This window comes from Mesorhizobium sp. M00.F.Ca.ET.216.01.1.1, assembly GCF_004010325.2.
Taxonomy (GTDB): domain Bacteria; phylum Pseudomonadota; class Alphaproteobacteria; order Rhizobiales; family Rhizobiaceae; genus Mesorhizobium.
In genome coordinates, this window is the sequence record NZ_SADR02000001.1 from 343,069 (window position 1) to 369,575 (window position 26,507).

21 protein-coding genes are annotated in these 26,507 nt (G+C 63.3%); 8 read left to right on the forward strand and 13 right to left on the reverse strand.

The features are described 5' to 3' along the window. Position 1: 1 nt before the first annotated feature. Entirely contained in the window at positions 2–550 is a 549-nt protein-coding gene (locus tag EN859_RS01765) for a DUF924 family protein (protein WP_127852118.1), read from the forward strand. A gap of 12 nt (positions 551–562) precedes the next feature. Here the strand turns inward: EN859_RS01765 and folK are convergent, their stop codons facing one another. The 3 genes from folK to folP all read right to left on the reverse strand — a co-directional run bounded on the left by folK (position 563) and on the right by folP (position 2,355). Continuing rightward, positions 563–1,075, reverse strand: coding sequence for a 2-amino-4-hydroxy-6-hydroxymethyldihydropteridine diphosphokinase (gene folK / locus EN859_RS01770; RefSeq protein WP_127852119.1), 513 nt, complete (start codon positions 1,073–1,075; stop codon positions 563–565). Beyond that, entirely contained in the window at positions 1,059–1,418 is a 360-nt protein-coding gene (folB, locus tag EN859_RS01775; RefSeq protein WP_127852120.1) for a dihydroneopterin aldolase, read from the reverse strand. The genes folK and folB overlap by 17 nt, the downstream gene beginning before the upstream one ends. A 73-nt stretch (positions 1,419–1,491) precedes the next feature. Then, on the reverse strand, positions 1,492–2,355 hold the full coding sequence (folP, locus tag EN859_RS01780; protein ID WP_127852121.1) for a dihydropteroate synthase: 864 nt from the start codon (positions 2,353–2,355) through the stop codon (positions 1,492–1,494). Positions 2,356–2,442: 87 nt separating this feature from the next. Here folP and EN859_RS01785 point away from each other — a divergent pair, with 87 nt between their 5' ends. Both EN859_RS01785 and EN859_RS01790 read left to right on the forward strand, forming a co-directional pair. After that, positions 2,443–3,057: a DUF922 domain-containing protein gene (locus EN859_RS01785; protein ID WP_127852122.1), complete on the forward strand. Its 615-nt coding sequence runs from the start codon at positions 2,443–2,445 to the stop codon at positions 3,055–3,057. 281 nt (positions 3,058–3,338) lie between these two features. Continuing rightward, positions 3,339–4,823, forward strand: coding sequence for an MDR family MFS transporter (locus EN859_RS01790; protein ID WP_127852123.1), 1,485 nt, complete (start codon positions 3,339–3,341; stop codon positions 4,821–4,823). A gap of 15 nt (positions 4,824–4,838) precedes the next feature. On the opposite strand, the gene EN859_RS01795 is transcribed toward EN859_RS01790, so the two are convergent. The 3 genes from EN859_RS01795 to EN859_RS01805 all read right to left on the reverse strand — a co-directional run bounded on the left by EN859_RS01795 (position 4,839) and on the right by EN859_RS01805 (position 6,799). Continuing rightward, positions 4,839–5,867 carry an NAD(P)/FAD-dependent oxidoreductase gene (locus EN859_RS01795; RefSeq protein ID WP_127852124.1) on the reverse strand — a complete coding sequence of 343 codons (1,029 nt, stop codon included), beginning with the start codon at positions 5,865–5,867 and terminating at the stop codon, positions 4,839–4,841. A gap of 144 nt (positions 5,868–6,011) precedes the next feature. Continuing rightward, positions 6,012–6,332: a 2Fe-2S iron-sulfur cluster-binding protein gene (locus tag EN859_RS01800; protein ID WP_127852125.1), complete on the reverse strand. Its 321-nt coding sequence runs from the start codon at positions 6,330–6,332 to the stop codon at positions 6,012–6,014. A gap of 98 nt (positions 6,333–6,430) precedes the next feature. Then, a complete protein-coding gene (locus EN859_RS01805; protein WP_127852300.1) occupies positions 6,431–6,799 on the reverse strand; it encodes an Hpt domain-containing protein in 369 nt (122 codons plus the stop codon). Between the two features lie 303 nt (positions 6,800–7,102). Between EN859_RS01805 and EN859_RS01810 the strand changes: the two genes are divergently transcribed. After that, the gene (locus EN859_RS01810) at positions 7,103–13,063 is read left to right on the forward strand and encodes a kinesin (protein ID WP_127852126.1); all 5,961 of its coding nucleotides are present in this window, start codon (positions 7,103–7,105) and stop codon (positions 13,061–13,063) included. Positions 13,064–13,195: 132 nt separating this feature from the next. Here EN859_RS01810 and EN859_RS01815 read toward each other — a convergent pair whose 3' ends face one another. Genes EN859_RS01815 through EN859_RS01830 form a run of 4 tightly spaced genes read right to left on the reverse strand, consistent with a single transcriptional unit; the run spans position 13,196 to position 17,270 of the window. Continuing rightward, positions 13,196–13,903, reverse strand: coding sequence for an ABC-type transport auxiliary lipoprotein family protein (locus EN859_RS01815; protein WP_127852301.1), 708 nt, complete (start codon positions 13,901–13,903; stop codon positions 13,196–13,198). Beyond that, positions 13,884–15,257, reverse strand: a complete 1,374-nt coding sequence (locus EN859_RS01820; RefSeq protein ID WP_127852127.1) for an MlaD family protein — start codon at positions 15,255–15,257, stop codon at positions 13,884–13,886. Before EN859_RS01820 ends, EN859_RS01815 begins: the two co-directional genes overlap by 20 nt. 14 nt (positions 15,258–15,271) lie before the next feature. Beyond that, the gene (locus EN859_RS01825) at positions 15,272–16,081 is read right to left on the reverse strand and encodes an ABC transporter ATP-binding protein (protein ID WP_127852128.1); all 810 of its coding nucleotides are present in this window, start codon (positions 16,079–16,081) and stop codon (positions 15,272–15,274) included. A 1-nt stretch (position 16,082) separates the two neighbouring features. Next, entirely contained in the window at positions 16,083–17,270 is a 1,188-nt protein-coding gene (locus EN859_RS01830; protein WP_127852129.1) for an ABC transporter permease, read from the reverse strand. Between the two features lie 78 nt (positions 17,271–17,348). Between EN859_RS01830 and dgcA the strand changes: the two genes are divergently transcribed. Further along, on the forward strand, positions 17,349–18,332 hold the full coding sequence (gene dgcA / locus EN859_RS01835) for an N-acetyl-D-Glu racemase DgcA (protein ID WP_127852130.1): 984 nt from the start codon (positions 17,349–17,351) through the stop codon (positions 18,330–18,332). Here the strand turns inward: dgcA and EN859_RS01840 are convergent. Together EN859_RS01840 and EN859_RS01845 are read right to left on the reverse strand one after the other, a co-directional pair. Further along, a complete protein-coding gene (locus EN859_RS01840) occupies positions 18,303–19,520 on the reverse strand; it encodes an MFS transporter (RefSeq protein ID WP_127852131.1) in 1,218 nt (405 codons plus the stop codon). The two genes, dgcA and EN859_RS01840, sit on opposite strands and share 30 nt — an antisense overlap. A 117-nt stretch (positions 19,521–19,637) precedes the next feature. Continuing rightward, positions 19,638–20,459: a UDP-2,3-diacylglucosamine diphosphatase gene (locus tag EN859_RS01845; RefSeq protein ID WP_127852132.1), complete on the reverse strand. Its 822-nt coding sequence runs from the start codon at positions 20,457–20,459 to the stop codon at positions 19,638–19,640. A gap of 121 nt (positions 20,460–20,580) precedes the next feature. On the opposite strand from EN859_RS01845, the gene EN859_RS01850 reads away from it, so the two are divergent. The 3 genes from EN859_RS01850 (at position 20,581) to EN859_RS01860 (ending at position 25,168) form a co-directional block, all read left to right on the forward strand. Next, the gene (locus tag EN859_RS01850; RefSeq protein WP_127852133.1) at positions 20,581–21,360 is read left to right on the forward strand and encodes an SDR family oxidoreductase; all 780 of its coding nucleotides are present in this window, start codon (positions 20,581–20,583) and stop codon (positions 21,358–21,360) included. Between the two features lie 172 nt (positions 21,361–21,532). Beyond that, positions 21,533–23,857, forward strand: a complete 2,325-nt coding sequence (locus EN859_RS01855; RefSeq protein ID WP_127852134.1) for an NADP-dependent malic enzyme — start codon at positions 21,533–21,535, stop codon at positions 23,855–23,857. A 108-nt stretch (positions 23,858–23,965) separates the two neighbouring features. After that, on the forward strand, positions 23,966–25,168 hold the full coding sequence (locus tag EN859_RS01860) for a DUF2865 domain-containing protein (RefSeq protein ID WP_127852135.1): 1,203 nt from the start codon (positions 23,966–23,968) through the stop codon (positions 25,166–25,168). On the opposite strand, the gene gltX is transcribed toward EN859_RS01860, so the two are convergent. After that, entirely contained in the window at positions 25,086–26,459 is a 1,374-nt protein-coding gene (gene gltX / locus EN859_RS01865; RefSeq protein ID WP_127852136.1) for a glutamate--tRNA ligase, read from the reverse strand. The two genes, EN859_RS01860 and gltX, sit on opposite strands and share 83 nt — an antisense overlap. Positions 26,460–26,507 lie beyond the last annotated feature (48 nt).

The following is a 26,507-nucleotide window of genomic DNA, read 5'->3' on the forward strand; positions in this document are numbered from 1 at the left end:
GATGACCGAATTGGACGAGCGCGCGCGCTTAGTCACCAAATTCTGGCGTGAGGCCGGAGAGGATGCATGGTTCGAGAACAACGATGCTTTCGATGTAGGCTTCCGCAACCGGTTCCTCGACCTGCATTACGCCGCCGCGCGGCGCGAATGCGACGACTGGTCGGAGCATGCCGAAGGTTCGCTGGCACTGATGATCCTGCTCGACCAGTTTCCACGAAACTGCTTTCGCGGCACCGGCCATATGTATGCCACCGATCCGCTTGCACGCTATTTTACCGGGATAGCGATCGCCTCTGGGCAGGACCTGTTGCTGGACGAAGAGCTCCGCGTTTTCCTCTATTTGCCGTATGAGCATTCGGAGCTTCCTGCTGACCAGCTCAAATCGGTGGAGCTTACTGCCGCCAAAGCCGAGGCCTATCTGAAATATGCCATCGAGCACCGCGACATCATTCAACGCTTCGGCCGCTTTCCGCATCGAAACAGGGCGCTTGGCCGCGCGACGACGCCGGAGGAACAGGCCTTCCTCGATGGCGGCGGATTTTCCGGCTGACTTCGGGCCGCTTCAGGCCAGCCACCAGTCCCGGCCTGACGGCAGTCGCTCTATGCCTGAGGTGTCGACGGCGCCCAGCCGCTCGGACACGCTCCTGCCGGCAACGGCAAGGTCCGGCGCGATCTCGGCCAGCGGTGCCAGGACAAAGGCGCGCTCCAGCATCCTGGGATGCGGTACCTCCAGCCCCGCCTCATGGATGATCCGGTCGCCGAAAACCAGGATATCGATATCGATCAGGCGCGGCCCCCAGCGCGCCTCGCGCACGCGCTTCAGCTTGTGTTCGGCGTCGAGGCAAAGCTCGAGCAGTGCCCGTGGCGCAAGCACAGTCGAGATTTCGGCCGCCGCATTGAGAAAATCCGGCTGGTCGAGCTTGCCCCAGGGCGGCGTGCGGTAAAGCGAGGAAACGGCAACGACGCGTGTGTCGGCATCGGCGTCGAGCAGGCGCAGCGCCGCGCCCATCGACTTTGCCGGATCGCCGAGATTGCCGCCAAGGCTGAGATAGACAGTGTTATTCGGGCCAGACAACGGTCACCTCGACGTGATCAAGTACCCCGGGCACCGGCGCGTTTGGCTTGCGCACGGTGATCTCGGCTTTTCTGATCTGTGGAAACCGCGCTGTCAGCGCCCGCGCTACTTCCAGCGCCAGCGCTTCGATCAGAAAGCGCCGCTCCCCGGTTATGATCTTTTCGATCACTCCAAAGGCGGTGCCATAGTGGACGGTGTCCTCGATGGAATCGTCGACCAGCGCCCGGCCGGGTTCGACGGTGAGGGCTGCATCGACATAAAAACGCTGGCCGAGCGTCTCCTCCTCGTCCAGCACGCCGTGCCGGGCAAAGAAGGCGCAGTTCTTCATGCGGATGACATACATCGCTCAGCCTCCCGCTCGATTAGAGCGACGTGCGTCCACTTGGACGCACAAAGTACGCTCTAACGTTTTAAATCTACGCATCGGGCTTTCCGAAAATCGATCCCGATTTTCGCGCCAGCATAGCATCGGCAAAGGCCAGCGCATCCACGTTGATTGCGACATCGTGGACGCGAAACAGATGGGCCCCCTTGAGCCTCAGAATGACGCTGGTGGCAGCCGTTCCAGCGCCTCTCGCCGTGGCGTCGCGGCCGGTGACAGCGCCGATGAAGCGTTTTCGCGATGTGCCCGCCATCAGCGGAAAGCCGAGCGCATCGAGCTCTGAAAACCGCGCCATCAGGTCGAGGTTTTCCTCCGCCGCTTCCTTGGCGAAGCCGAAGCCCGGGTCGAGCACGATCTGGTCGTCGGCAACACCGCTCGCGTGCGCGATCTCCAGTGATTTCCTGAGGAAGAGAAACTGGTCGGCGATCACATCAGGCAGTTTCTGCCTGTCACGCCCGGTATGCATGATGATCAGCCCGGCGCCGGTCTCGGCGGCGACGCGCGCGATGCCCGGTTCGCGCTGCAAACCCCAGACGTCATTGACAATGTGCGCGCCGGCCGCGACGGCAAGCCGGGCCGTATCCTCGCGATAGGTATCGACCGAAATCAGGGCTTCTCCAAGCCTGGCGAGCGCCTTGACGACAGGCAGTATGCGGCTCTGCTCTTCCTCGGCGGTTACCGGAGATGCACCGGGGCGTGTCGATTCTCCCCCGACGTCGATGACGGAGGCCCCCTCCTCCAGCATGCGGCGCGCCTGGGCCACGGCCTGGTCGGGTGCAACGAACAGCCCGCCGTCGGAAAAGCTGTCCGGCGTGACGTTGAGGATGCCGACGACGATGGCCTTGCCGCCAAGGTCGAGATGGCGTCCATGCGCCAGCTGCCATCGCTTTGTCGTCATTGTCCATCAACCATGTATGATCCGCCGACGATCATTTCCGTTGCACCGGGGACGGCCGTAACGCAAGGTGGGTGAAGAGGCAACACGATGAAACGATCCCTGCTCTGCGCCCTGATGCTTGCCTTGACCGCCCTGCCGGCGGCCGCGGCTAACCTGGTAAAGACATACAGCTACTTCAGCGTCGGCGGCCGGACGCTCGACGACATCGAAGCACAGCTCTCGAAAAACGGGCCCCAGGTGAAAAGCACCGGGATGAGGCATCCGGGCGCCACGCAAATGGCGTTCACCACCCGTGTCAGCTATGCGCAAAAATCGGACTCCTGCCGGATCGTCGATGCAATTGTGACCCTCAAGGTCAAGGTTATCCTTCCCGAGTGGCGTCGCCCGCGCAAGGCCGATCGGGATGTGAGGCTGTTCTGGGATACATTGTCCGCCGACATCAAGCGCCATGAGGAACGCCATGTCGAGATCGCCAAGAACCATGCGCGCGCGCTCGAGGACGCGCTGAAGGCGACCTACCCGCAGAAGACCTGCGATGCGGCAAAGGCGAAGGCCGCGGAGATCACCGCGGCCATGCTTGCAAAGCACGACCGCGCCCAGGTCCAGTTCGACCGCGTCGAAGGCGTCAATTTCGAAAGCCGCATCCTGCGGCTGCTGCGCTACCGTATCGAGCGCACCGAGAGTGGCCGGTTGCCGGGTTAGCTTGGGCCAGACGGTAACGATTTAGGGATCAGCGAGCGCCTTTGCCTCGACACGTTCCGGATCGTCTGTTATTTCCGCCCCGCTGTTTCAGGAAACGCGTGCCGGTCGGTAGTCCGGCGATCCCGTCCCCCTGGGATTCGAAGCCCCGTTGCCTCAACGAGGTCCACAGCCGAATTCAGAAGGTCCGATCTACGGCCTGCCGCCGCCACCGGCGCATAGACGGCCGGGCTCGGCTCCGCCTCTGGAAATGGTCTCGCCAGCGGGGCGAACGGAGTGGATCGATGAACAAAGCTGTCAGCGAAGCGGCCATTGCGCCGGCCGAGGCGCTTCCGCTAAGCGAAAGCGAGAAGAACGCCATCATCGGCGGCGTGCTGTTGTCGATGCTGTTGGCCGCGCTCGACCAGACCATTGTCGCGCCGGCCCTGCCGACCATCGCGCGCTCGCTCGGCCATGCCGAATATTTGCCGTGGATCGTGACCGGCTACCTTTTGACGGCAACCGCGATGGCGCCGCTCTACGGCAAGATCTCCGACGTCTACGGGCGTCGCCCGACAGTCTATGCGGCCGTGCTTATCTTCCTTGCTGGATCACTGGTCAGCGCACTGGCTCCCAACATGCTCGTGCTCGTCGCTGGCCGGGCGATCCAGGGCGCTGGCGGCGGCGGTCTGTTCGCCCTGACGCAGACCGTCATCGGCGACCTTGTTCCGCCGCGCGAGCGTGCGCGTTACGCGGCCTGGATATCGGGCACATGGGCAGTCGCCAGCATCGCCGGGCCGCTGCTCGGCGGCACCTTCGCCGAACATCTGCATTGGTCGTTGATCTTCTGGATCAACATCCCGCTCGGCCTGCTGGCCATGGCAATCATCAACATGCCGCTCAAGAAGCTGCCGATAACCGCGAAGCATCACCGGATCGACGGCCTCGGCGCGCTGCTTCTTATCGTGGCGACGTCGTTGCTGCTGCTGGCGCTGAACTGGGGCGGCAGCGCCTACCCCTGGATGTCGCGCGAGATCCTCGGGCTGCTCGCCTGTTCGGCGGTTTTCTGGGGCGGCTTCGCGCTGCGTCTCATGCGGGCGGCCGAACCGCTGGTCTCGCTCGAGGTCCTTGGCAATCCGATCGTTCTGGCCGGCACACTTTCGATGTTCCTGTTGCAGGCCGCCAGTGTCGGCTTGTCGGTTTATTTGCCGGTCTACCTGCAGTCGATCGTCGGCCTCTCGGTCAGCCAGTCGGGAACCGCGTTGCTTGGACTGATGCTTGGCACGGTCGCTGGCGCAACGTTCAGCGGGCGCACGATACCGCGCTTTTTCCACTACAAGCGCATCGCCATGGTAGGCACGGCCTTCGCCATCCTGTGCCTCGGCGTGCTCAGCCTGGTCGCAGGGCATGCCTCGCTTTTGCTCGTCGAGGTGTTGACGACCTGCGTAGGCCTGGGGACAGGCACGACGTTTCCGGTCGCCACCGTGTCGGTCCAGAACGCCGTCGACCGAGCACATCTCGGCGTCGCAACCGGCGTGCTGACATTCCTGCGTTCGCTGGGCGCCGCGCTCGGCGTCGCGATGCTTGGCGCCGTTGCCCTCGGCTACGGCCTGCCGCTCGCCGGCGAAGGCACACCCGACGCTGGACAGATCACATCGACGGCGCCATTCGTCATGATCTTTCTCGCAACAGCCGCAATGCTGCTTTTGTCGCTTGTCATGCTTGGGCTGATGCCGGAGAAGCCGCTGCGCGGCCATCCCGAGACCGCGGCGCCGGTTCTCGCGGAGTAAAGCCGGAAACCTGCTTCAGTCCACGACGCCGAGCTTCTTTTGCAAGCTGGTCGACGATGTCGTGTACTGGAAGACGATGCGCTCGCCGGGGCTGACGACGCGCTTTGCCGCCTGCGCCATCAGGGCGACCTCATGGAAACCCGACAGGATCAGCTTCAGCTTGCCTGGATACCAATTGATGTCGCCGACAGCGAAGATGCCGGGCACCGAGGTCTGGAATTTCTCGGTGTCGACCGGGATCAGGTTCTCGTGAAGGTTAATCCCCCATTCGGCGATCGGCCCAAGCTTCATGGTCAGGCCGAAGAACGGCAGCATCCGCGTGCAGGGCACCTCGATATCTCCGTCGGGGCCCTTGATGATCGCCGATGAAAGCTGGCCGTCGGCGCCGTTCAGTCCGGTCACCTGACCGACCTGGAAATCCAGCTGCTTCAACTCCTGCAAGGCATACATTTTGTTGACGCTGTCGGGCGCGGCGCGAAATTCGGGACGCCGGTGGACGAGCGTCACGCTTTTGGCCACCGGCTGCAGGTTCAGCGTCCAGTCGAGCGCCGAATCGCCGCCGCCGACGATGACGAGGTCGTGGCCGCGAAACTCCTCCATCCGGCGAACCGAGTAGAAAACGCTTTTGCCTTCATAGGGCTCGATGCCCGGAATGGGCGGCCGCTTCGGCTGGAACGAGCCGCCACCGGCGGCGATCACCACCACCTTGGCCTCGAACACCTCGTTCTCGTCGGTGGTGACGCGGAAGCCACCGTCCTCAAGCTTTTCGAGGCTCGACACCATGCGGTTGAAAGTGAATTCCGGCTTGAACGGGTGGACCTGCTCAAGCAGCTTGTCGACAAGGCCCTGTGCGGTGATCAAAGGCCAGCCGGGAATGTCGTAGATCGGCTTTTCCGGGTAGAGTTCGGCGCATTGCCCGCCCGGCCGGTCGAGGATGTCGATCAGATGGCACTTCATGTCGAAGAGGCCGAGTTCGAACACGGCAAACAAGCCGATAGGTCCTGCGCCGACAATGAGTACGTCCGTTCTGGTTATATCGGTCATGCGCCACTCAAATTGCTACAGCGTCCTTTGCGCGTCCAAGAGGACGCGCGGCACTGTAGGGAAACGGCGCGACACTGCATGACCATTGGTCCGCTGCCAAGACGCCGCGGGAAAAATCGCCAAAAGGGCTTAGAGCAAACGATGTCAGCCCTGGCGGGCGGGCACGCGGACGACCAAGCCATCAAGAGCGTCGCGCACCTTGATCTGGCATGACAGCCGTGAGTTCGGCTGAACGTCGTAGGCGAAGTCCAGCATGTCCTCCTCCATCGCTTCCGGCTCGCCGACTTCCCCCGCCCACGCCTCGTCGACATAGACATGGCAGGTCGCGCAAGCGCAGGCGCCGCCGCATTCGGCCTCGATCCCCGGCACGGCGTTGCGGATCGCATTTTCCATGACGGTCGAGCCGTTTTCGGCATCCACGTCAAAATGTGTGCCATCATGGGCAATGAAGGTCAGCTTGGTCATTTGTCACCTGAGAGGGAGTCCCAGCCGAGATAATCACTCCGCCGGACAAGTCAACTGCGGCGCGAAAGCGCCGCTCGGTGACGTTTTTCGGAAGTTGTCTAGCGACTGATGGCGGCGATGAAATCGCGCACTTCCTCGATCAAGGTGCCGAGCCGCTTGAGCGCGCTGACATTTTCGGGCTGACGTTCGATGGCGGTGGCGCAATCGGCAATGGCGAAGGCGCCAATCCCTCGCGCCGAGCCTTTGAGCCCATGCGCCAGAAGCAGCCGTTCATTGATGTCGGCGTCGACTATCCGGTCGCGGACGGAAAGCGCCTGCTGCACGAAGAGCGCCAGCACCTCCTGCTCGAGAGCGCGGTCACCCATGGTCTGACGCGCAAGATGCGCCATGTCCACAGGCCGCGACCCAGCCGTTCCCGACACATCGCCGCCTGGCATTGAAAAGGCAATGCCGCTTTCGCCGCGTATCAATTTGGCACTCCCCGTCTTTGATCGCCCGAATTGTCTTTGATCGCCCCGAATTCGATCGCTCAACCTAGGCTCTTCCCGTAGCCAACGGGTTAATGGATGGCCCGAAAAAATGTTGACGAAGAGGCAGCGGAATCACGGTTCCGTTAACCTTATATTTAAAGTTTTACGTATCCCGCGGAATGCATGTTTTCTTTACCCCGGTGTGTCATTACGATACGAAGGTCCACTTTCAGCCTCCTGCGTGGGATACGAAAAATCAGATCATAAATCCCTTGGCAGCTAGTACAGGGTAGCGACGGCATGGCGAAGAAACCAACGACAACAAGAACTCTCGACAGCGACGTAGCCAGGGAACTCGAAAAGGCGCTCGACCTGGATTTGAGCGGAAATGGCAGCGGCGACCTCGACATTGCGGCGTCGATGGAAGACCTGGAAGCGCAGATATCGCAAGCCGCCGACGAATTGGCGCGCGAAGGCCGCAATCAGAACGCGGAGCCTGCCGCCAACCTGAGCCAGGAAGCAAAGCCCACGGCCAAGCCGGCCGAACTGCGTCCAGTGGAAACGCGCAATGGCTCGCAGCCGACCGGTCTCACGCCGGCCAACGACGATCGCCAAAAAGATTACCGTACGTTGCTGCACGGCCTCAACCGGCGTGCGTCGAGCACGATCTATTGGGTCGTGGCGTTCATTTCGCTGGCCTGGGTCGCAGGCGCCGGCGGTTTGGCCAATCTGCTGTTCGGACCAAGCATCTGGAAAATCCGCACGTTTGACCAGTTCTTCGCCCGTCCCGAACTGATCGGCCTGGCTGTCGCCGCGATCGTTCCCATCATCTTGTTCTGGGCCTTCGCGGCGATGGTTCGTCGTGCCCAGGAAATGCGCATTGCTGCCCAGTCGATGACAGAAGTGGCTTTCCGCCTGGCGGAGCCGGAAAATCTTGCCCAGGATCGTGTCATGATGATCGGACAGGCCGTTCGCCGCGAGGTGGCGGCGATGGGCGAAGGCATCGAACGCACGCTTGCGCGCGCCGTCGAGCTCGAAACGCTGGTCCACAGCGAAGTGAACCAGATCGAGCGCTCCTATTCGGAGAACGAAGCCCGCATCCGCTCGCTCGTCGACGGGCTCGGCAGTGAGCGCGAGGCCGTGGTCAGCCATGCCGAGCGCGTGCGTGCGTCGATCGCCGGCGCCCACGAGACGCTGAAGGACGAGATCGGCGCTGCCAGCGACATCATCCGCGACAGTATCCTCAATGCATCGACCAAGCTGTCGATGACGATCAACAATTCCGGCGACACGCTGATCGACAGGATCAACGAGAGCTCGATGTCGATCTTCGATTCGGTGGAGGGCCGGCTCGATACGATCACCGACCGGCTGTCGACATCAGGCGAAGCCTTCGCCAGCCTTCTCGACACACGCATTGCCAAGCTGACGGACACGACCGACGGTCTCACCCGTTCGCTGACCGATCTGCTCGACGACCGGACCAACGGCATGGTTTCGCTGCTCGGTGGCGCCGCACGCACGCTCAATTCCGAGTTCGAAGCCAGCCTGAGCGGCATCGAGCGCACGCTGGCCGAGCGTGGCCAGGCGCTGATCAGCGAATTCCAGACCCGCGCCGAGGCGCTGGACACCGGCACGCAGAAGCTCAATGCTGCACTTGAGGCCCGTGCACGCCAGATCAACGAGACGTTGGTCGAGCGCGCACGCGAAATCGCACACACATTCTCGGAGAGCAAGGACACGCTGTCGGCGATGATCGATCAGGGCAAAACCCAGATCGGTGCCGACATGGCCGACATCATCTCGTCGACCTCTTCGATGCTCGAAGCGCGCGCCAGCGATTTCGCCGGGCGCATGGAAGCGGCCCGTCATGTCGTGTCCCGCTCCTTCGACACCGACATCCAGCGGCTTGCCGATGCCCGCGCCGGTATCGAGGAAGCCGTCGAAACCCACAGCCGCAAGCTTTCCGAAAGCCGCGATCGCATGGCTGCTGCAATGCAGGCCGACCTGGCTAAATTCGCGGAAAGCCGCGCCGGCATCGATGACGCCGTGGCCAACCAGGTCCAGAAGCTTGCCGAAGGCCGCAACCTGATCTCGCGGGCGCTCGAGGAGGATCTGCGCAAAGTCAACGAATCGCGCGCCGCCATCGACGCGTCGCTCGGCAGTCATCTCGAGCAACTCGAAGAGGGCCGCAACAGGCTTGCCCACGCCTTGAATGAGGACTCTGGGAAACTCGTGCAAGCTCGCACGATCATTGATGAAATGGTTGCCGGGCATGTCGGGAAACTTGCCGAAGGCCGCAGCATCCTTTCACGCGCCCTCGAGACCGATCTCGGCAAGCTGGCCGACAGCCGCGCCAGCATCGACGGCCTGGTCGCCGGCCAGGTCGAGAAGATCGCCGAAGGCCGCGCCATCCTGGCCAAGGCTCTGGAAACCGACATCATCGGCATTAAAGGCCTGATGGAGAACCATTCCGCGAAGCTGGCGGAAGACCGGTCCGAGCTTTCCCGTTCGCTCGAGAACGATCTGTCGGGCATAAGGAACCTGGTCGAGGATCATTCGGCCAGGCTCGCCGACGATCGCAGCCTGCTGTCGCAAACGCTCGAAGCCGACCTTGCCAAGCTGGCTGAAAGCCGGTCGAGCATCGACGGGCTGGTCGCCGGCCAGGTCGAGAAGCTCGCCGAAGGCCGTGACATTCTCAAGCGGGCGCTGGAAGCCGATCTCAACACGATCAAGGACGTTGTTGCCGGCCAATCGGAGAAGCTGGCGGTGGACCGCAGCCAACTTTCACAGGCGTTGGAAGCCGACCTGCAGAATGTGAACGGCGTTGTTTCCGAGCACATGAACAGGCTTGTTGAGGACCGTTCGACCCTGTCCAAGGCGCTCGAAGACGATCTCGCCAAACTGGCGGAAAGCCGGTCGAGCATCGATGGGCTGGTCGCCGGCCAGGTCGAGAAGCTCGCCGAAGGCCGCGACATCCTCAAGCGGGCGCTGGAAGCCGATCTCAACACGATCAAGGGCACCATTGCCGAGCAGCAGCAGCAGCTGACCGAAAATCGCGCAGAGTTCGCGCGGGCGCTGGAAGCCGATCTCGACAGCGTCAATGGCCTCGTCCAGGGTCACACCGAAAGGCTCGTCCAGGATCGCTCGACATTGTCGAAGGCGCTCGAGGACGATCTCGCCAAGCTGGCGGAAAGCCGGTCGAGCATCGACGGGCTGGTCGCGGGCCAGGTCGAGAAGCTCGCCGAGGGCCGCGATATCCTCAAGCGGGCGCTCGAAGACGATCTTGCCAAACTGGCGGAGAGCCGGTCGAGCATCGACGGGCTGGTCGCCGGCCAGGTCGAGAAATTGGCCGAGGGCCGGGATATCCTCAAGCGGGCGCTGGAAGCCGATCTGGCCAAGCTGGCAGATACGCGCGACGACGTCGACCGTTCGCTGTCCGGTCACATCGACCAGATCGCCGCCAGAAGCACGGACATCTCCGCTGCCATCGCCGCGGATGTCGAAAAGATCGAGCAGGCGTTCAGCCGGCAGACAGGCGTCATCGAGGAGCGTGCCGCGACCATGGAGCGTGCGCTGTCGACCGGCGTCGACAATGTCCGCAACGTGCTCGAAAAGAGTGCTGTCTTCGTCGCCGGCCAGTTGCGCGAAAAGGTCATGGAAGTCACCAGCGCCATGCGCCAGCAGGCCGGTATGGCCTTCAGCGATGCCGACCGCAAGATCGCCGAACGCGCCGAGCAGACCTCGGCCGCCCTGCTTGTCAGAGCCGAGGACATCGCTCGCGCCTTCGAGGAGGCGGATAGCCGCATCGCCGCGCGTGCCGAAGACAGGTCGAGCGCTCTCATTGCCCGCGCCGACGATGCGTCTAACTCCTTGCTGGCCCGAGCCCAGGAAACGGCGGACCAGTTGGCGGCGCGTGCCGGCGAGATCGTCGGCACATTCGATGCGGCGGACCAGAAGCTGGTTGCCCGTGCGGTCGAGACGGCCCAGTCACTGGCGGCACGCGCCGGTGATATCCTGCGCAACTTCGAGGGCGCCGACGAACAGATGAGCCTGCGCATCGGCGAATCGGCCCAAGCACTGGCGGCGCGGGCCGCGGACCTCGGCCGCATTTTCGATGCCGCCGACCAGCATTTGATGTCGCGCATCGCCGAAGGTTCGGAAGCGCTGTCGACGCGCGCATCCGAGATCGGCCGCATCTTCGACGAGGCGGACCAGCGCCTGGTGTCGCGTATCGCCGATACCAGCAACACGATCGGCGGGCACGCCGAGACCATTATCGGGGCCTTCGCCAGCACCGAGCAAAGGGTTGCCGAACGTACCCGGCAGACGGGTCAGGAGCTTGCAGTCCACGCCCGCGAAATCGAGCAGGCGCTGGCCGGCGCCGACGAACGCTTTGCATCCAGCGCCGCGGCAGCAGCCGCCCGTGTCGAGGAGCAGGTCGCCAACGTCGAGAACCGTCTCGCCTCCACTGCCGAAACAATGGGCCAGAAACTCAACGAGCAGGTTTCGAACGCTGAGTCGCAGCTCATCTCACGCGCCAACACAATCGCGGAAACCTTCACCGCGGTTGGCCAGCATATCGGCCAGAGCACCAACGATGCGGCCAAGACCATCGGCGCCAACACCCGCGAGCTCAACACCATGCTTGCGGCACGCTCGGCCGAGATGTCGAGGATCCTCGACGAAACGGCACGGCCTTTGGTCGAACGCTTCGCCCAGGGTGGCTCGGAACTGCAAAAAAGCATGGAAGAGGTCACCGAACGGGCGACCGAGAAGCTGCGCAGCGAAAACGCAGCCCTCGTCAACGCTCTCGCAAGCCGGACGGCCGAGACATTGTCGGCCGTCGAAGGCGCGCGCTCGACGCTCGCCGACAGCGTTGCCGATCTCATCGGCCGCATGAGCACCTCCAGCTCGCAGCTCGGTCAGCTGATCGAGCAGGCAGCGGCCAACCTCGGCCAGGTCGACGAACGGCTGAGCGGCAGCACGCAAAGCTTCGCGGCGACCACGGAAAAAGCCGCGCAGACCTTCGCCAGCTCGGCGCGTCTGGTCGATTCGAATACGACGCGGCTCACCGAATTGTCGTCGTCCACCTTGCGCGAGGTTGCCTCGATCGCCACCAAGTTCGACGAGCACAGCAGGCTGCTGCACAGTGCCTCGGATCTGTTGAGCTCGGCGCAGAGCAACCTCGAACACACGCTGGAAAGACAGTCGTCGCTGGAAGACCTTGCCGTCGGCCTGGTCAAGAAGTCGGAAGATCTCGAAAGAGTGATGCGTTCGTTCGAAAACCTCGTCGGGCAGACGCTGCAGAATGCCGAGGGCAAGACGCTGCAGTCGGCCGACAAGATCCGCTTGGCCATTTCCGAGGTCGTCGATTCGGCAACGCAGCGCTTCGCCGACGCGACCGAGGAGATGCGGCGCACCGCGGGTTCGATCAAGAGCGAGCTCGACCTCACCCGTGCCGAGCTCAAGAAGGGCGTCATCGAGATGCCGGAAGAGGCAAAGGAATCGACCACGGCCATCCGCCGCGCCGTTTCCGAGCAGATCAACGCGCTCAAGGAACTGTCTGACATCGTTGCAAAATCGGGCCGGAGCGGAGACATTTCGGAGCCGCGCAACCTGCGTCCGGCACCGTCAGCGCCTGCTGCGCGCGCACCCGAGCCGCAGCGTCGTCCGCCGGCGCCGCAGCCGGAGCGTCGTGCGCCTCAGGCACCCCTGGGCGAAACCAGCTTGCGCGGCACGCTCGACCTGGAGCGCCCCGCCGACACGGCGCCTCGCCAGCGCGATCCCAACGGACGCTCGCCGCAGGGCGGTTGGGTGCGCGATCTCCTGACCGGGGCATCGCGTGAGGAAGACGCCAGGCCGGCAGTGCCCGCGGAAGCGCCGCGCCCGGCTCCTGCCCAGCGTTCGCCGCTTCACGTCATGGAATCGCTCAACTCGCTTTCCGTCGATATCGCCCGCGCCATCGACCACGACGCCTCGATCGAGTTGTGGAACCGCTACCGGCGCGGCGAACGTGACGTGTTCACGCGGCGCCTCTACACGCTGAAGGGTCAGCAGACCTTCGACGAAATCCGCCGCAAATATCAGGCCGAGGCGGAGTTCCGTGCCGCGGTCGACCGCTACTGCGACGATTTCGAGAAGCTGCTCAAGGATGTCTCGCGCAACGACCGCGACAACATCATGGCGCAGACCTACCTGACCTCGGACACCGGCAAAGTCTATACGATGCTGGCCCATGCCAGCGGCCGCCTGCAATGACCGAACGATAGAAGACAGCAAAAAGGCGGGAAGCTTCCCGCCTTTTTCGTTTTCATCTCGATTTCTGTGCTCGCCGACCATCGAGGAGGCGAGCTATCTGGAGAGAACCGCGCCCCGGCAGTGCCGGCTGCGTCAGATCACCGAATCCGTCCAGTGCACGATGTCCTTCGCCGCCTGGCCGAAGGCGGCGTCCAGCGCATTGACATAGGCTGGGTTGCCGCCGCTGGAAACGGGCGCTGCTGCGGTGAAGCTCTTCGAAGCGAGCACCTCGCCGTTGCGGTCGTTCAATATCCGAACGAACAGCTCGACTTCGGCGTGTTCGCCGCCGTCAACCCGGACTTCGAAGGAACGAATCTCGACGATGACCTGATAGTCGATCGCCAGGCCCTCACCCGGCTTGCCGACACCGGCGAAGCTGCCGGAGCGCTGGAATGTCTCGGCGAGCCGCGCCTGCACGACAAGCGGCAGCCGGTCGGCCCATTGCGCACCTTTGAGATATTGGATCGACCGGTCGGACAGCTTGATGACGATGTTTTGGCTGTCTAGCGCCTTGAGCGCGGAAGGCTGGGCAATCAGGATCTGGCGGCGACTGTGGGCGCGCGCCTCGAGCGATGGTGCCGAAAGCTCGAACGTGTCCAGCGGTGCAGGCTTGGCACCCAGCGCCGCGCAACCAGCAAGCGTAAGGGAAAGCAACACCAAACCCGATTTGAACCCGCCCGAATTGACCCCCACCAACTTCACGCGTGATCCCCGTTGTCCCCAGATGGTAAGATCAACCTGCACTTGCAGCTCATTTTCTTGGGGCGGGCGGACGCCGAAGTCAACGCCGCACCCTGCCATCGAATTGTCGAACCTCGCCTTCACCACCGGAAAGGATCCGCTGCGGATTGCGACTGAGGTCCGTTACTGCCTCTTCAATGCGGTTGATCGAACGGCGACTGTCCTGGACCAGCGCCTCGACATTCTGCAGGCCAGACCCGGAGAATCGGGCCAGATTGTCGGTGATTGTGCCGAGGCGGGCATTCAGCGTGTCGGCGACCTGCTTGAACGATCTCAGCGTATTCCTGGCATCGGCCATCACGCCGTCGGCTTGGCCCGAGCCGAGCAGCTTATCGACCTTGGCGAGGATGCCGTCGACGCGCTCCGAAGCATCGTTGAGGCGCCCGGCTAGCTGGTGTGCGTCCTTGATGGTCTGGTCGATGTCGTCGGCCCGATTGGCGAACTTGTTGGTCACCTGGGCGATATCGGCGGCGGCCTTGTTGGCATTTTCACTGGCTTTCTGGATGTTGGCCAGCGCGCTGCGAACCTCAGCCGGATCGATACCGTCGAGGACGTTGTCGACCTTGGCTAGCGTGCCTTGCGTCTTCTGGGCGAAGTCGTTGATCGACCCAACCGCCGTGTCGACATTCCTGATGACCGTGTCGAACTGCTTGCTGGTTTCCTTCAGGTTCGACGTAACCGTGTCGACATTAGCGACGATGCTCTTGATCTGGTCCTTGTCGACAGCATTGAGCAGTTCTTCCGCTGCCTTGAGCGTGCTGTCGAGCTTGCCTGAAACGCCCTGCAACGAATCCGACAGCGAACTGACGCTGGCGAGGAACTTGTCCACCCCGTCGGAATTCTTGGCCAGCGCATCGGAGAACGTCTGCACGTTCTTGACGGTTTGCGTCAGCGGTCCGCGCACGTCCCTGGTGAAGCCTTCGAGGTCGGACAGGACCTTGTCGGCGCGGGTGAAGATGTTCTGCGCCGTCTGCAGAAGGTTGGTGACGGCGGAGGGGTTGGCGACAATCTCGGCAACGCGGCCTTCCTTTTCAGCCTCATCAAGCAGCTTTGCTTCCTTGGGATTGGCGCCCCTGAGCTCGATATTGGCCTGGCCGGTAAGGCCGGCAAGCCCGATATCGGCCTGCGTCGACTTGGTGATCGGCGTCATGCGGTCGATTTCAGTGTCTGCTATGGCTGCGGTCGGGTTGTCGACGTCGATATAGACGCGCCTGACATCACCAACCCTGACGCCGTTGAACAGCACGAAACTGCCGCGGCCAAGGCCGGAGGCCGAGCCCGGAATGCGCACGCGCAGCACGGCCGTCTCACCCCTTTCGCCGATCGCGGCCGTCCAATAGACGAAAGCGAAGGCCGCAAGGATCGCAGCCAGCGTGAAAATGCCGACGATGACGTAGTTTGCTCTGGTTTCCATTTCCCCACTTATGGCTATGCGCGCGTCGCAAGATCAAGCTGACGGGCACGTTTTCCGCGGAAATAGGATTTTACCCACGGTTCTTCGCTTTTGAGCATGTCGTCGATCGTGCCTTCGACCAGCACTTTCTTGTTGCCGAGCACCGCCACGCGGTCGCACGCCGTGAACAGCGTGTCGAGGTCATGCGTGACCATATAGACGGTCAGGTCCATGGTATCGCGCAGCTTGACGACCAGTTCGTCGAACTCCGCCGCGCTGATCGGATCGAGGCCGGATGTCGGCTCGTCGAGGAAGACGATGTCCGGATCGAGCGCCAGCGCGCGCGCCAGCGCCGCACGCTTGATCATGCCGCCGGAAAGCTCAGAGGGGAATTTCTGCGCCGCATCCGCCGGCAGCCCGACCAGCTCGACCTTGAGCATCGCCAGCTCGTCCATCAGCTTTTTCGGCAGATCGAGATATTCGCGCATCGGCACCTGGACGTTTTCGAGAACCGTAAGCGCCGAAAACAGCGCGCCATGCTGGAAGAGGACGCCAAGGCGCATGTCCAGGCGTAGGCGTTCCATGTCGCTCGCCTTGTCAACGTCGACGCCGAACAGCTTGATCGTTCCCGATTGTTTGCGCACCAGGCCAAGGATTGCGCGCAAAAGGACTGATTTACCGGCGCCCGACGCGCCGACAAAGCCCAGGATCTCGCCGCGCCTGATGTCGAGCGACAATTTGTCGAGAACGACATTGTCGTCGAAGGACACGGTGATGTCGTGCGCGGAAAGCACGACTTCGTCCTTGTCGGTCCTCGTCGCCTGTGTACTGCCGGACATCGCCATGTCAGAACTCGATTGCCGCATAGAACATGGCGAAAAGCCCGTCGAGGATGATGACCACAAAGATCGATTTCACCACCGACGCGGTGACATGCCGTCCGAGCGATTCGGCGCTGCCGCCAACCTTCAAGCCTTCGACGGAGGCAATCGTGCCGATGATCATGGCCATGAACGGCGCCTTGATCAGGCCGGCAAAAATGGTGCTGAGATCGATGGCGACGCGCAACCGGTCGAGGAAGGCGGCGGGCGCAATATCGGAGTAGAGCCAGGCGGCGGCGATGCCGCCGCCAAGTGCGGCGAAATTGGCGATGATCGTCAGGCAAGGCAAGGCGATCACCAGGGCGACCAGCCGCGGGAAGACCAGCACGCCGATCGGATTGAGCCCGATGACCTTCAGCGCATCGACCTCCTCGCGCATCTTCATCGAGCCGATTTCGGCGGTGATTGCACTGCCGGAGCGACCGGCGATCATGATCGCGGTCATCAGCACGCCGAGCTCGCGCAGGATCAGCACGCCGACCAGGTCGACGACGAAGATGTCGGCGCCGAAATAGCTGAGCTGATAGGCGCCTTGCTGGGCGACGATGGCGCCGACGATGGCCGACATCAGCACGACCACAGGGATGGCGCCGACGCCCATGCGGTCGATCTGGTTGAAGATCGCGGCCGGATTGACCGCGTGGCCGCGGCCGAGCTTCATCTGAGCGCCACGGATCGTGGCGCCAAGGATGTTCATCGAGGAGAGGAAATCGTCGCGCATCTCATAGACGCGCCGGCCAACGGCCTCGAGCGCGCGGATGATGATGTTGGGCGGCCGGATTCTGCCGTAATCGCGCTCGCGCCGAACGGCATCACCGACGGCACCGAGCAGGATCGAGGCGATCTCGCTCTCTCCCTGCAGCCTGATTTCGACGCCCTTCTTTTCGAAGGCGCTGACCAGGCGATCGATCAGCCAGGCTCCGGCGGTATCCATCTTGTCGATATGGGAAAGGTCGAGCTCCAGCGTCTTGAAGCCGCTGCGCTTTTCGATCTTGCGCATGTCGGCATCGACCGGCGCCACGGTACGCGTCGTCCAGCTTCCGGAGAACGCGCAGCTAAGAACCCCGCCCTCCTCGCCGACCGCGATATGCGGCTGGCGGTTGGGCTCCGTGGCGGTCGAGCCGCTTGCGTCGCGTTTGCCGTTGGTCAACATGGCGTCCTGTTTAGCCTGACCGGGCCGGCCTGTCGATTTGCCGGCAGGTCCGTTGTCGCACAGCCGGAGAAGAAAAATATGGCGCGTGTCATTTCGGTCGAGGCCGAGTGCTTTCCCATCGCCGGGACCTTCACCATTTCACGCGGTTCGAAGACGGAAGCCGAAGTGATCACATGCACGATCAGCGAAGACGGCCATCGCGGGCGTGGCGAATGCGTTCCCTACAAGCGCTATGGCGAGACCATGGACGGCGTCCGCGATGCGATCGAAGCCATGCGCAAGCAGATTGCGGACGGTATCAGCCGCACCGCCCTGCTCGATGCCATGCCGGCGGGCGCTGCGCGCAACGCCATCGACTGCGCGCTGTGGGACCTGGAAGGCAAGACCGGTGGCAAGCCGGTGGCTGCCAGGATCTGCCCTGCCCCGCCGCACGCACTCGAGACAGCCTACACGTTGTCGCTGGGCGAGCCCGAGGCGATGGCGGCGCAGGCCCGCGCTAACGCCGCCCGGCCATTGCTCAAGGTCAAGATCGGCGGCGACAACGATATTGCCCGTATCCGCGCGGTCAGGGATGCAGCACGCGACAGCCGCATCATCCTGGACGCCAATGAGGGCTGGAACGACGACACCATTGTCGCAAACCTCGCTTTTGCAGCCGAGCACGGCATCGCGCTGATCGAGCAGCCGCTTCCGGCAGGCCGTGACGGCATCTTGCGCCACATTGCGCATCCGGTGCCGATCTGCGCTGACGAAAGCGTGCATGAAGCCGGGGATCTCGCCTCGCTTGTCGGCCTCTACGATGCCGTCAACATCAAGCTCGACAAGGCGGGCGGCTTGACCTCAGCACTCGTCCTTCGTGACCGCGCCCGGGAACTCGGCTTCGGCGTGATGGTCGGCTGCATGGTCGGCACATCGCTGGCGATGGCGCCGGCCGTGCTGTTGGCGCAGGATGCCGATTTCGTCGACCTCGACGGTCCGCTACTGCTCGCTGGCGACCGCGAGCCCGGTCTTGTCTATCAGGGATCGCTGGTATCACCGCCCGATACGGCGCTGTGGGGCTGAGCGCGCGGCAAGTCCGATCAGGGTCAATCCAATCAAGGCGATCGGGATCATCGCAAAAAAACCATCGACACCGAAGCGGTCGTAAAGCGGGCCGGAAGCCAGCGTCACCACAGCCATGAAGAAACCGTTGGAGAAATAGGCGATGCCTTGCGCGGCCCCGGTGCGCTCTTCGGAAACCGTTTCGCCGATCATCTTCTGCAGGCCGATCAGGACCAGCGCCACCGAAACCGCGTGCAGCGTCTGAACGCCGAAAAATCCGGCAACGCCGAGGCCAAGCGGCCAGATCAGTGGAAAGGCGATCCAGCGCACGATGGCGCCAAGCCCAGCCATGACCATGATCGAGACGACGGAAAAAGCCCCGAAAGCGCGGGTGAAGATCATGAACATGCAGACCTCGGCCACGACGCCCCACGCCCACAGCAGCCCGACGACCGAATCGCTGATGCCGATCGATTTCCAGTAGATCGATACAAAGCCATAGAGAAAGGCATGGCTGGCGGAGATGACGCCGACACCGATGGAGAAATACAGGAAATACGCGTTGAGAAGTTTTGGCGCCGAGTGCTGGATATCGGTGGCGGAAAGCGGCGAGGCACGCCGGGGGCGGCCAAGGCGCGGTGCGAGCAGTCCGGCGGCAAGCGCTGCGCCAAGCGCCGCGAAGATGATCACCGGCACAGCCTGAGGGCTTGTCACCGACAGGATAAGACCGCCCGCGACATTGGCGCACAGATAGGAGATTGATCCCCATTTGCGCATGCCTGTGTAATTGGAACCGAAGCGGCGGACGCCCGACAACGCCAGCGAATCGGCGATCGGCGAGTGCGGCGTCCAGACAATCGCCAGAACCAGCGATACGGCAAGCACCATGGCGTAGGTTGGGGTGAGGAAATAACCTGCGGACAGAACAAGCGCCGCGGCCACCAGTGCGACATAGACATCGGCGCGGTCCTTCGCCCTGTCGGCCAGTGCGGTAAGCAACGGCGTCGTCACCACGCGCAGGAACATCGGCGCGGCCAGGATGACGGCTATCTGCTCGGCATGAAAACCCTTCGCCTGCAGCCACAGCGGGAAGTAGGGCAGATGCGTGCCCAGCGGCACGAACAGCGTGAAGAAGATCAGGCTCATGCGCAGCTCGAAATGGCGTGGCTTGACGAGTTGTTCAGGCGAAAGCGGCGGCAGGGAGGACATCAGCAGGCGATCCGTCGGCGCAGCATTCGGGCCGGATCGGCCAGCCACACCTGTCGCTGCTTAACACGGCAAAAAAGCCGATGAAACCGCTGGACTAATCGATTAGCAGCCCGGGCCTCACGCCGCCTGGACTGCCCTGCCCCTGATGTCGACCGGCACGAGCACTTCGCTGCCGACCGGGGCTTCAGGCAGGACATGCGCCCAGTGCAGGATCTCCATCTGGCCGTTAAAATGCTCGACCACGGCCGTACAGCTTTCCACCCAGTCGCCGGTATTGATGTATTGCACGTCCTCGTAGGTTTCGATCGCCGCATGGTGGATATGGCCGCAGATCACGCCGTCGACATGCGAGCGGCGCGCTTCCTCCGTCAGCACGGTCTGGAACGAACCGATGAAGTTCACCGCCTTCTTGACCTTCACCTTGGCCCAGGACGAAAACGACCAGTAAGGCAGGCCAAGCAACTGGCGTAGACGCGTCACCACCCGATTGACCTGCATGGCGGCGTCATAGGCATGATCGCCGAGGTAGGCGAGCCAGCGCGCGTTGTGAACGACAGTGTCGAACTGGTCGCCATGGATGACCAGCAAACGCCTGCCGTCGGCGGTTTCGTGGATGGCACGGTCGGCGACGACGATGCCGCCGAAATGCACGCCCTGGAACTGGCGCGCGAACTCGTCGTGATTGCCGGCGATGTAGGTGATGCTGGCGCCCTTGCGCGCCTTGCGCAGCAGTTTCTGGACGACGTCGTTGTGACTCTGCGGCCAGTGCCAGCTTCTTCTCAAACGCCAGCCGTCGACGATGTCGCCGACGAGATAGATGATATCGGCATCGTGATGGCGCAGGAAGTCGATCAGGAAGTCGGCCTTGGCTGCCTTCGAGCCGAGATGGACGTCGGAGATAAACATGCTGCGGAAAGTGCGGGGTTCTGCGCCAGACATGAGATCGTCACCGTTGCTTTCGCGCAGGCTATGCCCCGATTCATGCAACAACCGTATGACGGTTGCGATTGGGCCAGCCAAAAGGCTAGCTTGCCGGCCGGTTTAAAAGAAGGATTTCGTCATGGATCTCGGCATTCGCGGCAAGAAGGCTATCGTCTGTGCTTCGAGTAAGGGCCTTGGGCGCGGTTGCGCCATGGCGCTGGCCGAGGCCGGCTGCGATCTGGTCATCAACGGACGCAATGCCGAGTTGCTGGCCAGAACCGCCATCGAACTGCGCGAGAGATTCGGCGTGAAGGTGACGAAGGTCGTCGGCGACGTGTCGAAACCCGACGTGCAGAAGGCGCTGCTTGCCGCCTGTCCCGATCCAGACATCCTCGTCAACAACAATGGCGGCCCGCCGCTTCGCGATTTCCGCGCGCTCGACCGGGAAAAGATCCTCGAAGGCGTCACTCAGAACATGGTGACGCCGCTCGAGCTGGTGCAGGCTGTGATCGACGGCATGGCGGCGCGCGGCTTCGGCCGCATCGTCAACATCACCTCGCTGTCGGTCTATGTTCCAATCCCAGGACTCGACCTATCGTCCGGCGCGCGTGCGGGCCTGACCTCGTTCCTGGCCGGCGTGGCGCGCACGGTGATCGACCGCGACGTGACGATCAACAACATGCTGCCGGGCAAGCTCGACACCGACCGGCTGCGCGGTCCGCATGAGGCCGGTACCCCAGAGGATCCGGCGGCTGCCGCCGCACGCAAGGCCCGCATCAGCGCCGACGTTCCAGCCAAGCGGCTTGGCACGCCGGAGGAGTTCGGCCAGATCTGCGCGTTCCTGTGCTCGGTCCACGCCGGCTATCTGACCGGACAGAACATACCGGTGGACGGCGGCCTCTATGTCAGCGCGTTCTGATCGGGCAGCCCAGGTAACCTGATCCGCATAGCAGGATTTCAGCACAAAGGCCTGAGATAGCTTGATTTTTGATGTTCCGTCGATCTAAACGGCGGTTGCGTCATTTGGCGTCGCGAAAAACCGTCGCCGCATGCTAAAAGGCGGCAAGGCAGGATCGCAGGGAGGGGCCGGCATGGACGGCGAGAGTAAGAAGACGGCCCGGTCGGACCTCGACGAAGCGGCCCTCTACTTCCACAAGCACCCGACGCCTGGAAAGCTTGAAATCCAGGCGACGAAACCGCTCGGCAACCAGCGCGACTTGGCGCTCGCCTACTCGCCCGGCGTCGCTGCCCCTTGCCTCGAAATCCGCGACGATCCGGCGACCGCCGCCGACTACACGGCGCGGGCCAACCTGGTCGGCGTCGTCTCCAACGGGTCGGCGGTTCTCGGCCTCGGCAATATCGGCCCGCTCGCCTCCAAGCCGGTGATGGAAGGCAAGGCGGTGCTGTTCAAGAAATTCGCCGGCATCGACGTATTCGACATCGAGATCGACGCGCCCGGGATCGAACGCATGGTCGAGACCATCTCGGCGCTGGAGCCGACCTTCGGCGGCATCAACCTCGAGGACATCAAGGCACCCGAATGTTTCGAGGTGGAGGAGCGGCTGAAGGCCCGCATGGGCATACCGGTCTTCCATGACGACCAGCATGGCACCGCGATCATCGTTGCCGCTGCCGTGCTCAACGGGCTGGAATTTGCCGGCAAGACCATCTCCGACATCAAGATCGTCACGTCCGGCGCGGGGGCCGCGGCGCTTGCCTGCCTCAATCTCTTGGTCTTGCTCGGCGCACGTATCGAAAACATCTGGGTCACCGACCGGTTCGGCGTCGCCTACAAGGGCCGCGTCGAGGAAATGGACCGCTGGAAGGACCCCTATGTCAAGGACACCGAGGCACGTACGCTGGCCGATGTGCTGCCCGGCGCCGATGTGTTTCTCGGCCTTTCGGCAGCCGGCGTGCTGAAGCCGGAGCTGCTCCAGCATATGGCGCCAAAACCGCTGATCCTGGCGCTGGCCAATCCCAATCCTGAGATCATGCCGGAAGCGGCACGGGCAGCGCGGCCCGACGCGATGATCTGCACCGGCCGTTCCGATTTTCCCAATCAAGTCAACAACGTACTCTGCTTTCCCTATATTTTCCGCGGCGCGCTGGATTGCGGCGCCAGCGCCATCAACGAGGAGATGAAGATGGCTGCGGTGCGGGCGATCGCAGCGCTTGCCCGCGAGGAACCGTCCGATGTCGCCGCCCGTGCCTATTCCGGCGAGACGCCGATCTTCGGGCCTGATTTCCTGATCCCCTCGCCCTTCGATCCGCGGCTGATCCTGCGCATCGCGCCGGCGGTCGCCAGGGCGGCCTGCGACACCGGTGTCGCGACAAGGCCGATCACCGACTTTGCCGCCTACATCGACAAGCTGAACCGCTTTGTCTTCCGCTCCGGCCTGGTGATGAAGCCGGTGTTCTCAACCGCCAAGACATCGAGCGCCAAGCGCGTCATCTACGCCGACGGCGAGGACGAGCGCGTGCTTCGCGCCGCCCAGGTGGTGCTGGAGGAAGGCATCGCCGAGCCAATCCTGATCGGCCGCCCGCATGTCATCGAGGTGCGGCTGAAACGCTACGGGCTGCGCATCAAGCCGGGCGTCGATTTCGGCCTGATCAACCCGGAGGACGATCCACGCTATCGCCACTATGTCGACCTTCTGATCGAGCTCGCCGGCCGGCGCGGCGTGACGACGGAGGCGGCGCGCACCATGGTGCGCACCGACAACACGGTGATCGCGGCGCTTGCCCTGAAACGCGGCGACGCCGACGCCATGGTCTGCGGCCTGGAGGGACGCTTTGCCCGCCATCTCCGCAATGTCACGCTGATCATCGGCCCGCGCCCTGGCGTCAAGGATCATGACCTGTCGACGCTCTCCATGCTGATCTCGCAGCGCGGCATCATTTTCCTGACCGACACCCACGTCTCCGTCGACCCGACGGCGGAGGAGATCGCCGAGATGACCATTCTGGCGGCCGAGGAGATCAATCGCTTTGGCTTGGAACCGAAGGCTGCGCTGCTCTCCTTCTCGGATTTCGGCTCACGCGATGCGCCGAGCGCGCTGAAGATGCGGCAGGCTGCGGCGATCCTGGCGCGGATCGCACCCGACCTGCAGTGCGACGGCGAGATGCATGCCGACTCGGCGCTGTCGGAGCAGTTGCGCCAACGTGTCTATCCGCATTCGCGCCTGAAAGGCGAAGCCAACCTGCTGGTGTTTCCGAATCTCGATTCGGCAAATATCACGCTCACCGCTCTGCGCGCGATGACGGATGCGCTGCATGTCGGGCCGATCCTGCTCGGCACCGACAAGCCGGCGCATATACTGACGCAATCTGTGACCTCGCGCGGCGTGGTCAACATGACGGCGCTGGCCGTAGCCGAAGCCGCCCACAAGGCACAGGCGATCGTAAGCCTGGGCTGAGGCCGTCTTTGGTCTGAATCTGAGGCCGCGTTTGGTTGTAAACGAAAGAGACAGTTAACCACGAACACGGTAGCTTCGCGGCAGGCGGGCAAGCGGGGTTTCAGGAGAATGACAGGCGGAGGGTGGAAGCTGACGCACCTTGCTGCGCTGCTCGGCGCCTTGGCGGTATCGGCTATTGCCGTCACCCAGCCGCAGGCCGCCTCCCGCGTCTGCCGTCAGCTCGAAGCCGATCTCGCAGCTGCCTCGAACGGTGGCGGCGGCAAGCCCGCTTTGCTCAGAAAATATGACGACGCTATCGTCCGGCAACGCCAACAGCTTTCGAAGGCTCGCAGCAGGTCGGGCAGCGCCGGCTGCGGTTTTTCGCTGTTCAGCCGCAATGTCAACGAATGCGCCGCACTCAACGCCACCATCGAACGCATGAATACCAATCTCGATGCCTTGCAAGGCAAGCGCGAGCAGCTGGCCGGCGGCGGGTCGCGGCGCGATCGCGGTCGCATCTTGGCGGCGCTCGATGCCAATGGCTGTCGTGAGGACGACGTTGCCCCGAGGCGCGCTCCGGCGCAGGAGGCAGCCCGTGGAAACGGCGATGGAAACCTGTTCGACCAGCTTTTCGGCGGCGGCAGCCGGCAACTCGGCACGCTCGACGAACCTGACGATCCCGGCGAGGAGCGCAACATCCGTCGGGTGATCAACCAGCCCGACGGCATGGACTTGCCAGGGCTTGGCGACGAATTCCGCACGGTGTGCGTGCGCACCTGCGATGGCTATTTCTTCCCGATGTCGAACGCCGCCACGCTCGGCGATTTCGAGCGCGACCAGAAGAATTGCGAATCGAGCTGTCCGGCTACCGAGATGCAGGTTTTCTATACACGCGGCATGGATGACGATTCGGCGTCGATGACGTCGTCGGTGACCGGCAGGCCGTATGGCGAGCTGCCGACGGCCTATCTCTACAAGCGGTTCGACATGTCACGCCCACCGGCCTGCGGCTGCAACGCCGCACGGAACTTCGAGATCATCGCCGGCAATCCGCCGAGCCCGGAACGGTCACAGCCCGATACGCAGACCACGCCGTTCACTCCGGTGCCTGTCGCCAAGCCCGATCCGGGAGCCGACCCGGAAACCCTGGCCAATAGCGAAGGTTGGCTCGACCGCGAAGCCATCAAGCGTCTGGCCACCAAGCCCGTCACCTCACCGGTGTCGGCCCTGCCGCCGGAACAGCGCAAGGTCAGGGTCGTCGGGCCAACGTTCCTTCCCGACCCAGCAGCGGCAGTAGATCTGCAAGCTCCGGCCCGGAAGACAGTCCAGTAAGCGCCAGCCTGAGCGGCATGAACAGCGCCTTGCCCTTGCGGCCGGTCGCCTCCCTGACTTTGCCGGTCCACTCCTTCCAGATCGTGCCGTTCCACGGCTCTTCCGGCAGCAGATCGAATGCCTGGCGAAGAAAGTCGCGGTCCTCGCCGGAAAACTCCGGCGGCTCCTTCGGACCCTCGCCGAGGATACGCCACCAGTTTGCCGCGTCGGCCAGCCTGTCGAGATTGCCGCGCACCGCCAGCCAGAACGGCTCGGCCTTGTCGCCGGAGATGCCGAGCACGATCAGCCGGTCCCGTGCCTCGGAAAACGGCATATGGTGCAGCAGCGTGCGGTTGAGCACGAGCAGTTCATCCGGATCGAATTTGGCAGCGGATTTCGAGGTGGCGGCCGGATCGAAGCGCGCGGCGAGTTCGCTCATCGTCGACACCGCCGCAACATTTTCCGATGTGCCGACCAGCACGGCCAGCGAGGCGACCGCCATCGGCTCGATGCCAGTCTCGCGCAGGCTCTCGATGGACAGTGCGCCGGTGCGCTTCGACAGCCCCTCGCCCGAGGCCGTGGTCAGGAGATTGTGGTGGCCGAACACCGGCGGCTGGTCACCAAGCGCCTGGAACAGGGCTATCTGCACGCCGCTGTTGGTGACGTGGTCGTCGCCGCGGATGACGTGAGTGACGCCCATCTCGATGTCGTCAACTACCGAGGGCAGCGTGTAGAGGTAGGTACCGTCCTCGCGCAGCAGGACAGGGTCGGAAAGCGAGGCGAGATCGACGGTCTCCTCGCCGCGCACCAGATCGTTCCAGTGGATCTCGGTGCGCTCCGGCTGCAGCGGATCACTGGTGAAATTCGGCAGCAGGAAGCGCCAGTGCGGCCGGCGGCCATCGGCCTGGTATTCGGCGACCTGCTGGGGCGTCAGCGTCAGCGCCTCGCGGCCGTAGACCGGCGGCAGGCTGCGTGTGCGGCGCACCTTGCGCCGGAGATCAAGCTCTTCCGGCGTTTCGTAACAGGCATAAAGGACACTGGCCGCCTTCAGCCTCTCGACCGCGGCATCGTAAACCTCGAAGCGCCGCGACTGGTATTCGGTAGCGTCCGGAAAGATTCCCAGCCAATGCAAATCGTAAAGGATGGCGTCGGAGAATTCCTGCGTCGAGCGCGCGACATCGGTGTCGTCGAAACGCTGGATGAAGCGGCCCTTGTTGTTCATGGCAAACAGCCAGTTGAACAGGGCGGTGCGCGCATTGCCGATATGGATGCGGCCGGTCGGCGACGGGGCGAAACGGACGGTAACTGTCATGAGCGGGGCGTAGCGGATGCTTTTGCGGTTGACAAGACGCGCCCCCGC

What these genes read in the sequence shown, in the direction of transcription:
- EN859_RS01800 (WP_127852125.1), bottom strand. Translation starts at nt 6,332, where the DNA reads ATGACCAAGCTGACCTTCATTGCCCATGATGGCACACATTTTGACGTG.
- EN859_RS01840 (WP_127852131.1), bottom strand. Translation starts at nt 19,520, where the DNA reads ATGTCCTCCCTGCCGCCGCTTTCGCCTGAACAACTCGTCAAGCCACGC.
- EN859_RS01810 (WP_127852126.1), top strand. Translation starts at nt 7,103, where the DNA reads ATGGCGAAGAAACCAACGACAACAAGAACTCTCGACAGCGACGTAGCC.
- EN859_RS01855 (WP_127852134.1), top strand. Translation starts at nt 21,533, where the DNA reads ATGGACGGCGAGAGTAAGAAGACGGCCCGGTCGGACCTCGACGAAGCG.
- EN859_RS01815 (WP_127852301.1), bottom strand. Translation starts at nt 13,903, where the DNA reads ATGGCAGGGTGCGGCGTTGACTTCGGCGTCCGCCCGCCCCAAGAAAAT.
- EN859_RS01765 (WP_127852118.1), top strand. Translation starts at nt 2, where the DNA reads ATGACCGAATTGGACGAGCGCGCGCGCTTAGTCACCAAATTCTGGCGT.
- folP (WP_127852121.1), bottom strand. Translation starts at nt 2,355, where the DNA reads ATGACGACAAAGCGATGGCAGCTGGCGCATGGACGCCATCTCGACCTT.
- EN859_RS01825 (WP_127852128.1), bottom strand. Translation starts at nt 16,081, where the DNA reads ATGGCGATGTCCGGCAGTACACAGGCGACGAGGACCGACAAGGACGAA.
- folB (WP_127852120.1), bottom strand. Translation starts at nt 1,418, where the DNA reads ATGTATGTCATCCGCATGAAGAACTGCGCCTTCTTTGCCCGGCACGGC.
- EN859_RS01820 (WP_127852127.1), bottom strand. Translation starts at nt 15,257, where the DNA reads ATGGAAACCAGAGCAAACTACGTCATCGTCGGCATTTTCACGCTGGCT.
- EN859_RS01795 (WP_127852124.1), bottom strand. Translation starts at nt 5,867, where the DNA reads ATGACCGATATAACCAGAACGGACGTACTCATTGTCGGCGCAGGACCT.
- EN859_RS01850 (WP_127852133.1), top strand. Translation starts at nt 20,581, where the DNA reads ATGGATCTCGGCATTCGCGGCAAGAAGGCTATCGTCTGTGCTTCGAGT.
- dgcA (WP_127852130.1), top strand. Translation starts at nt 17,349, where the DNA reads ATGGCGCGTGTCATTTCGGTCGAGGCCGAGTGCTTTCCCATCGCCGGG.
- EN859_RS01845 (WP_127852132.1), bottom strand. Translation starts at nt 20,459, where the DNA reads ATGTCTGGCGCAGAACCCCGCACTTTCCGCAGCATGTTTATCTCCGAC.
- EN859_RS01860 (WP_127852135.1), top strand. Translation starts at nt 23,966, where the DNA reads ATGACAGGCGGAGGGTGGAAGCTGACGCACCTTGCTGCGCTGCTCGGC.
- gltX (WP_127852136.1), bottom strand. Translation starts at nt 26,459, where the DNA reads ATGACAGTTACCGTCCGTTTCGCCCCGTCGCCGACCGGCCGCATCCAT.
- EN859_RS01790 (WP_127852123.1), top strand. Translation starts at nt 3,339, where the DNA reads ATGAACAAAGCTGTCAGCGAAGCGGCCATTGCGCCGGCCGAGGCGCTT.
- EN859_RS01785 (WP_127852122.1), top strand. Translation starts at nt 2,443, where the DNA reads ATGAAACGATCCCTGCTCTGCGCCCTGATGCTTGCCTTGACCGCCCTG.
- EN859_RS01830 (WP_127852129.1), bottom strand. Translation starts at nt 17,270, where the DNA reads ATGTTGACCAACGGCAAACGCGACGCAAGCGGCTCGACCGCCACGGAG.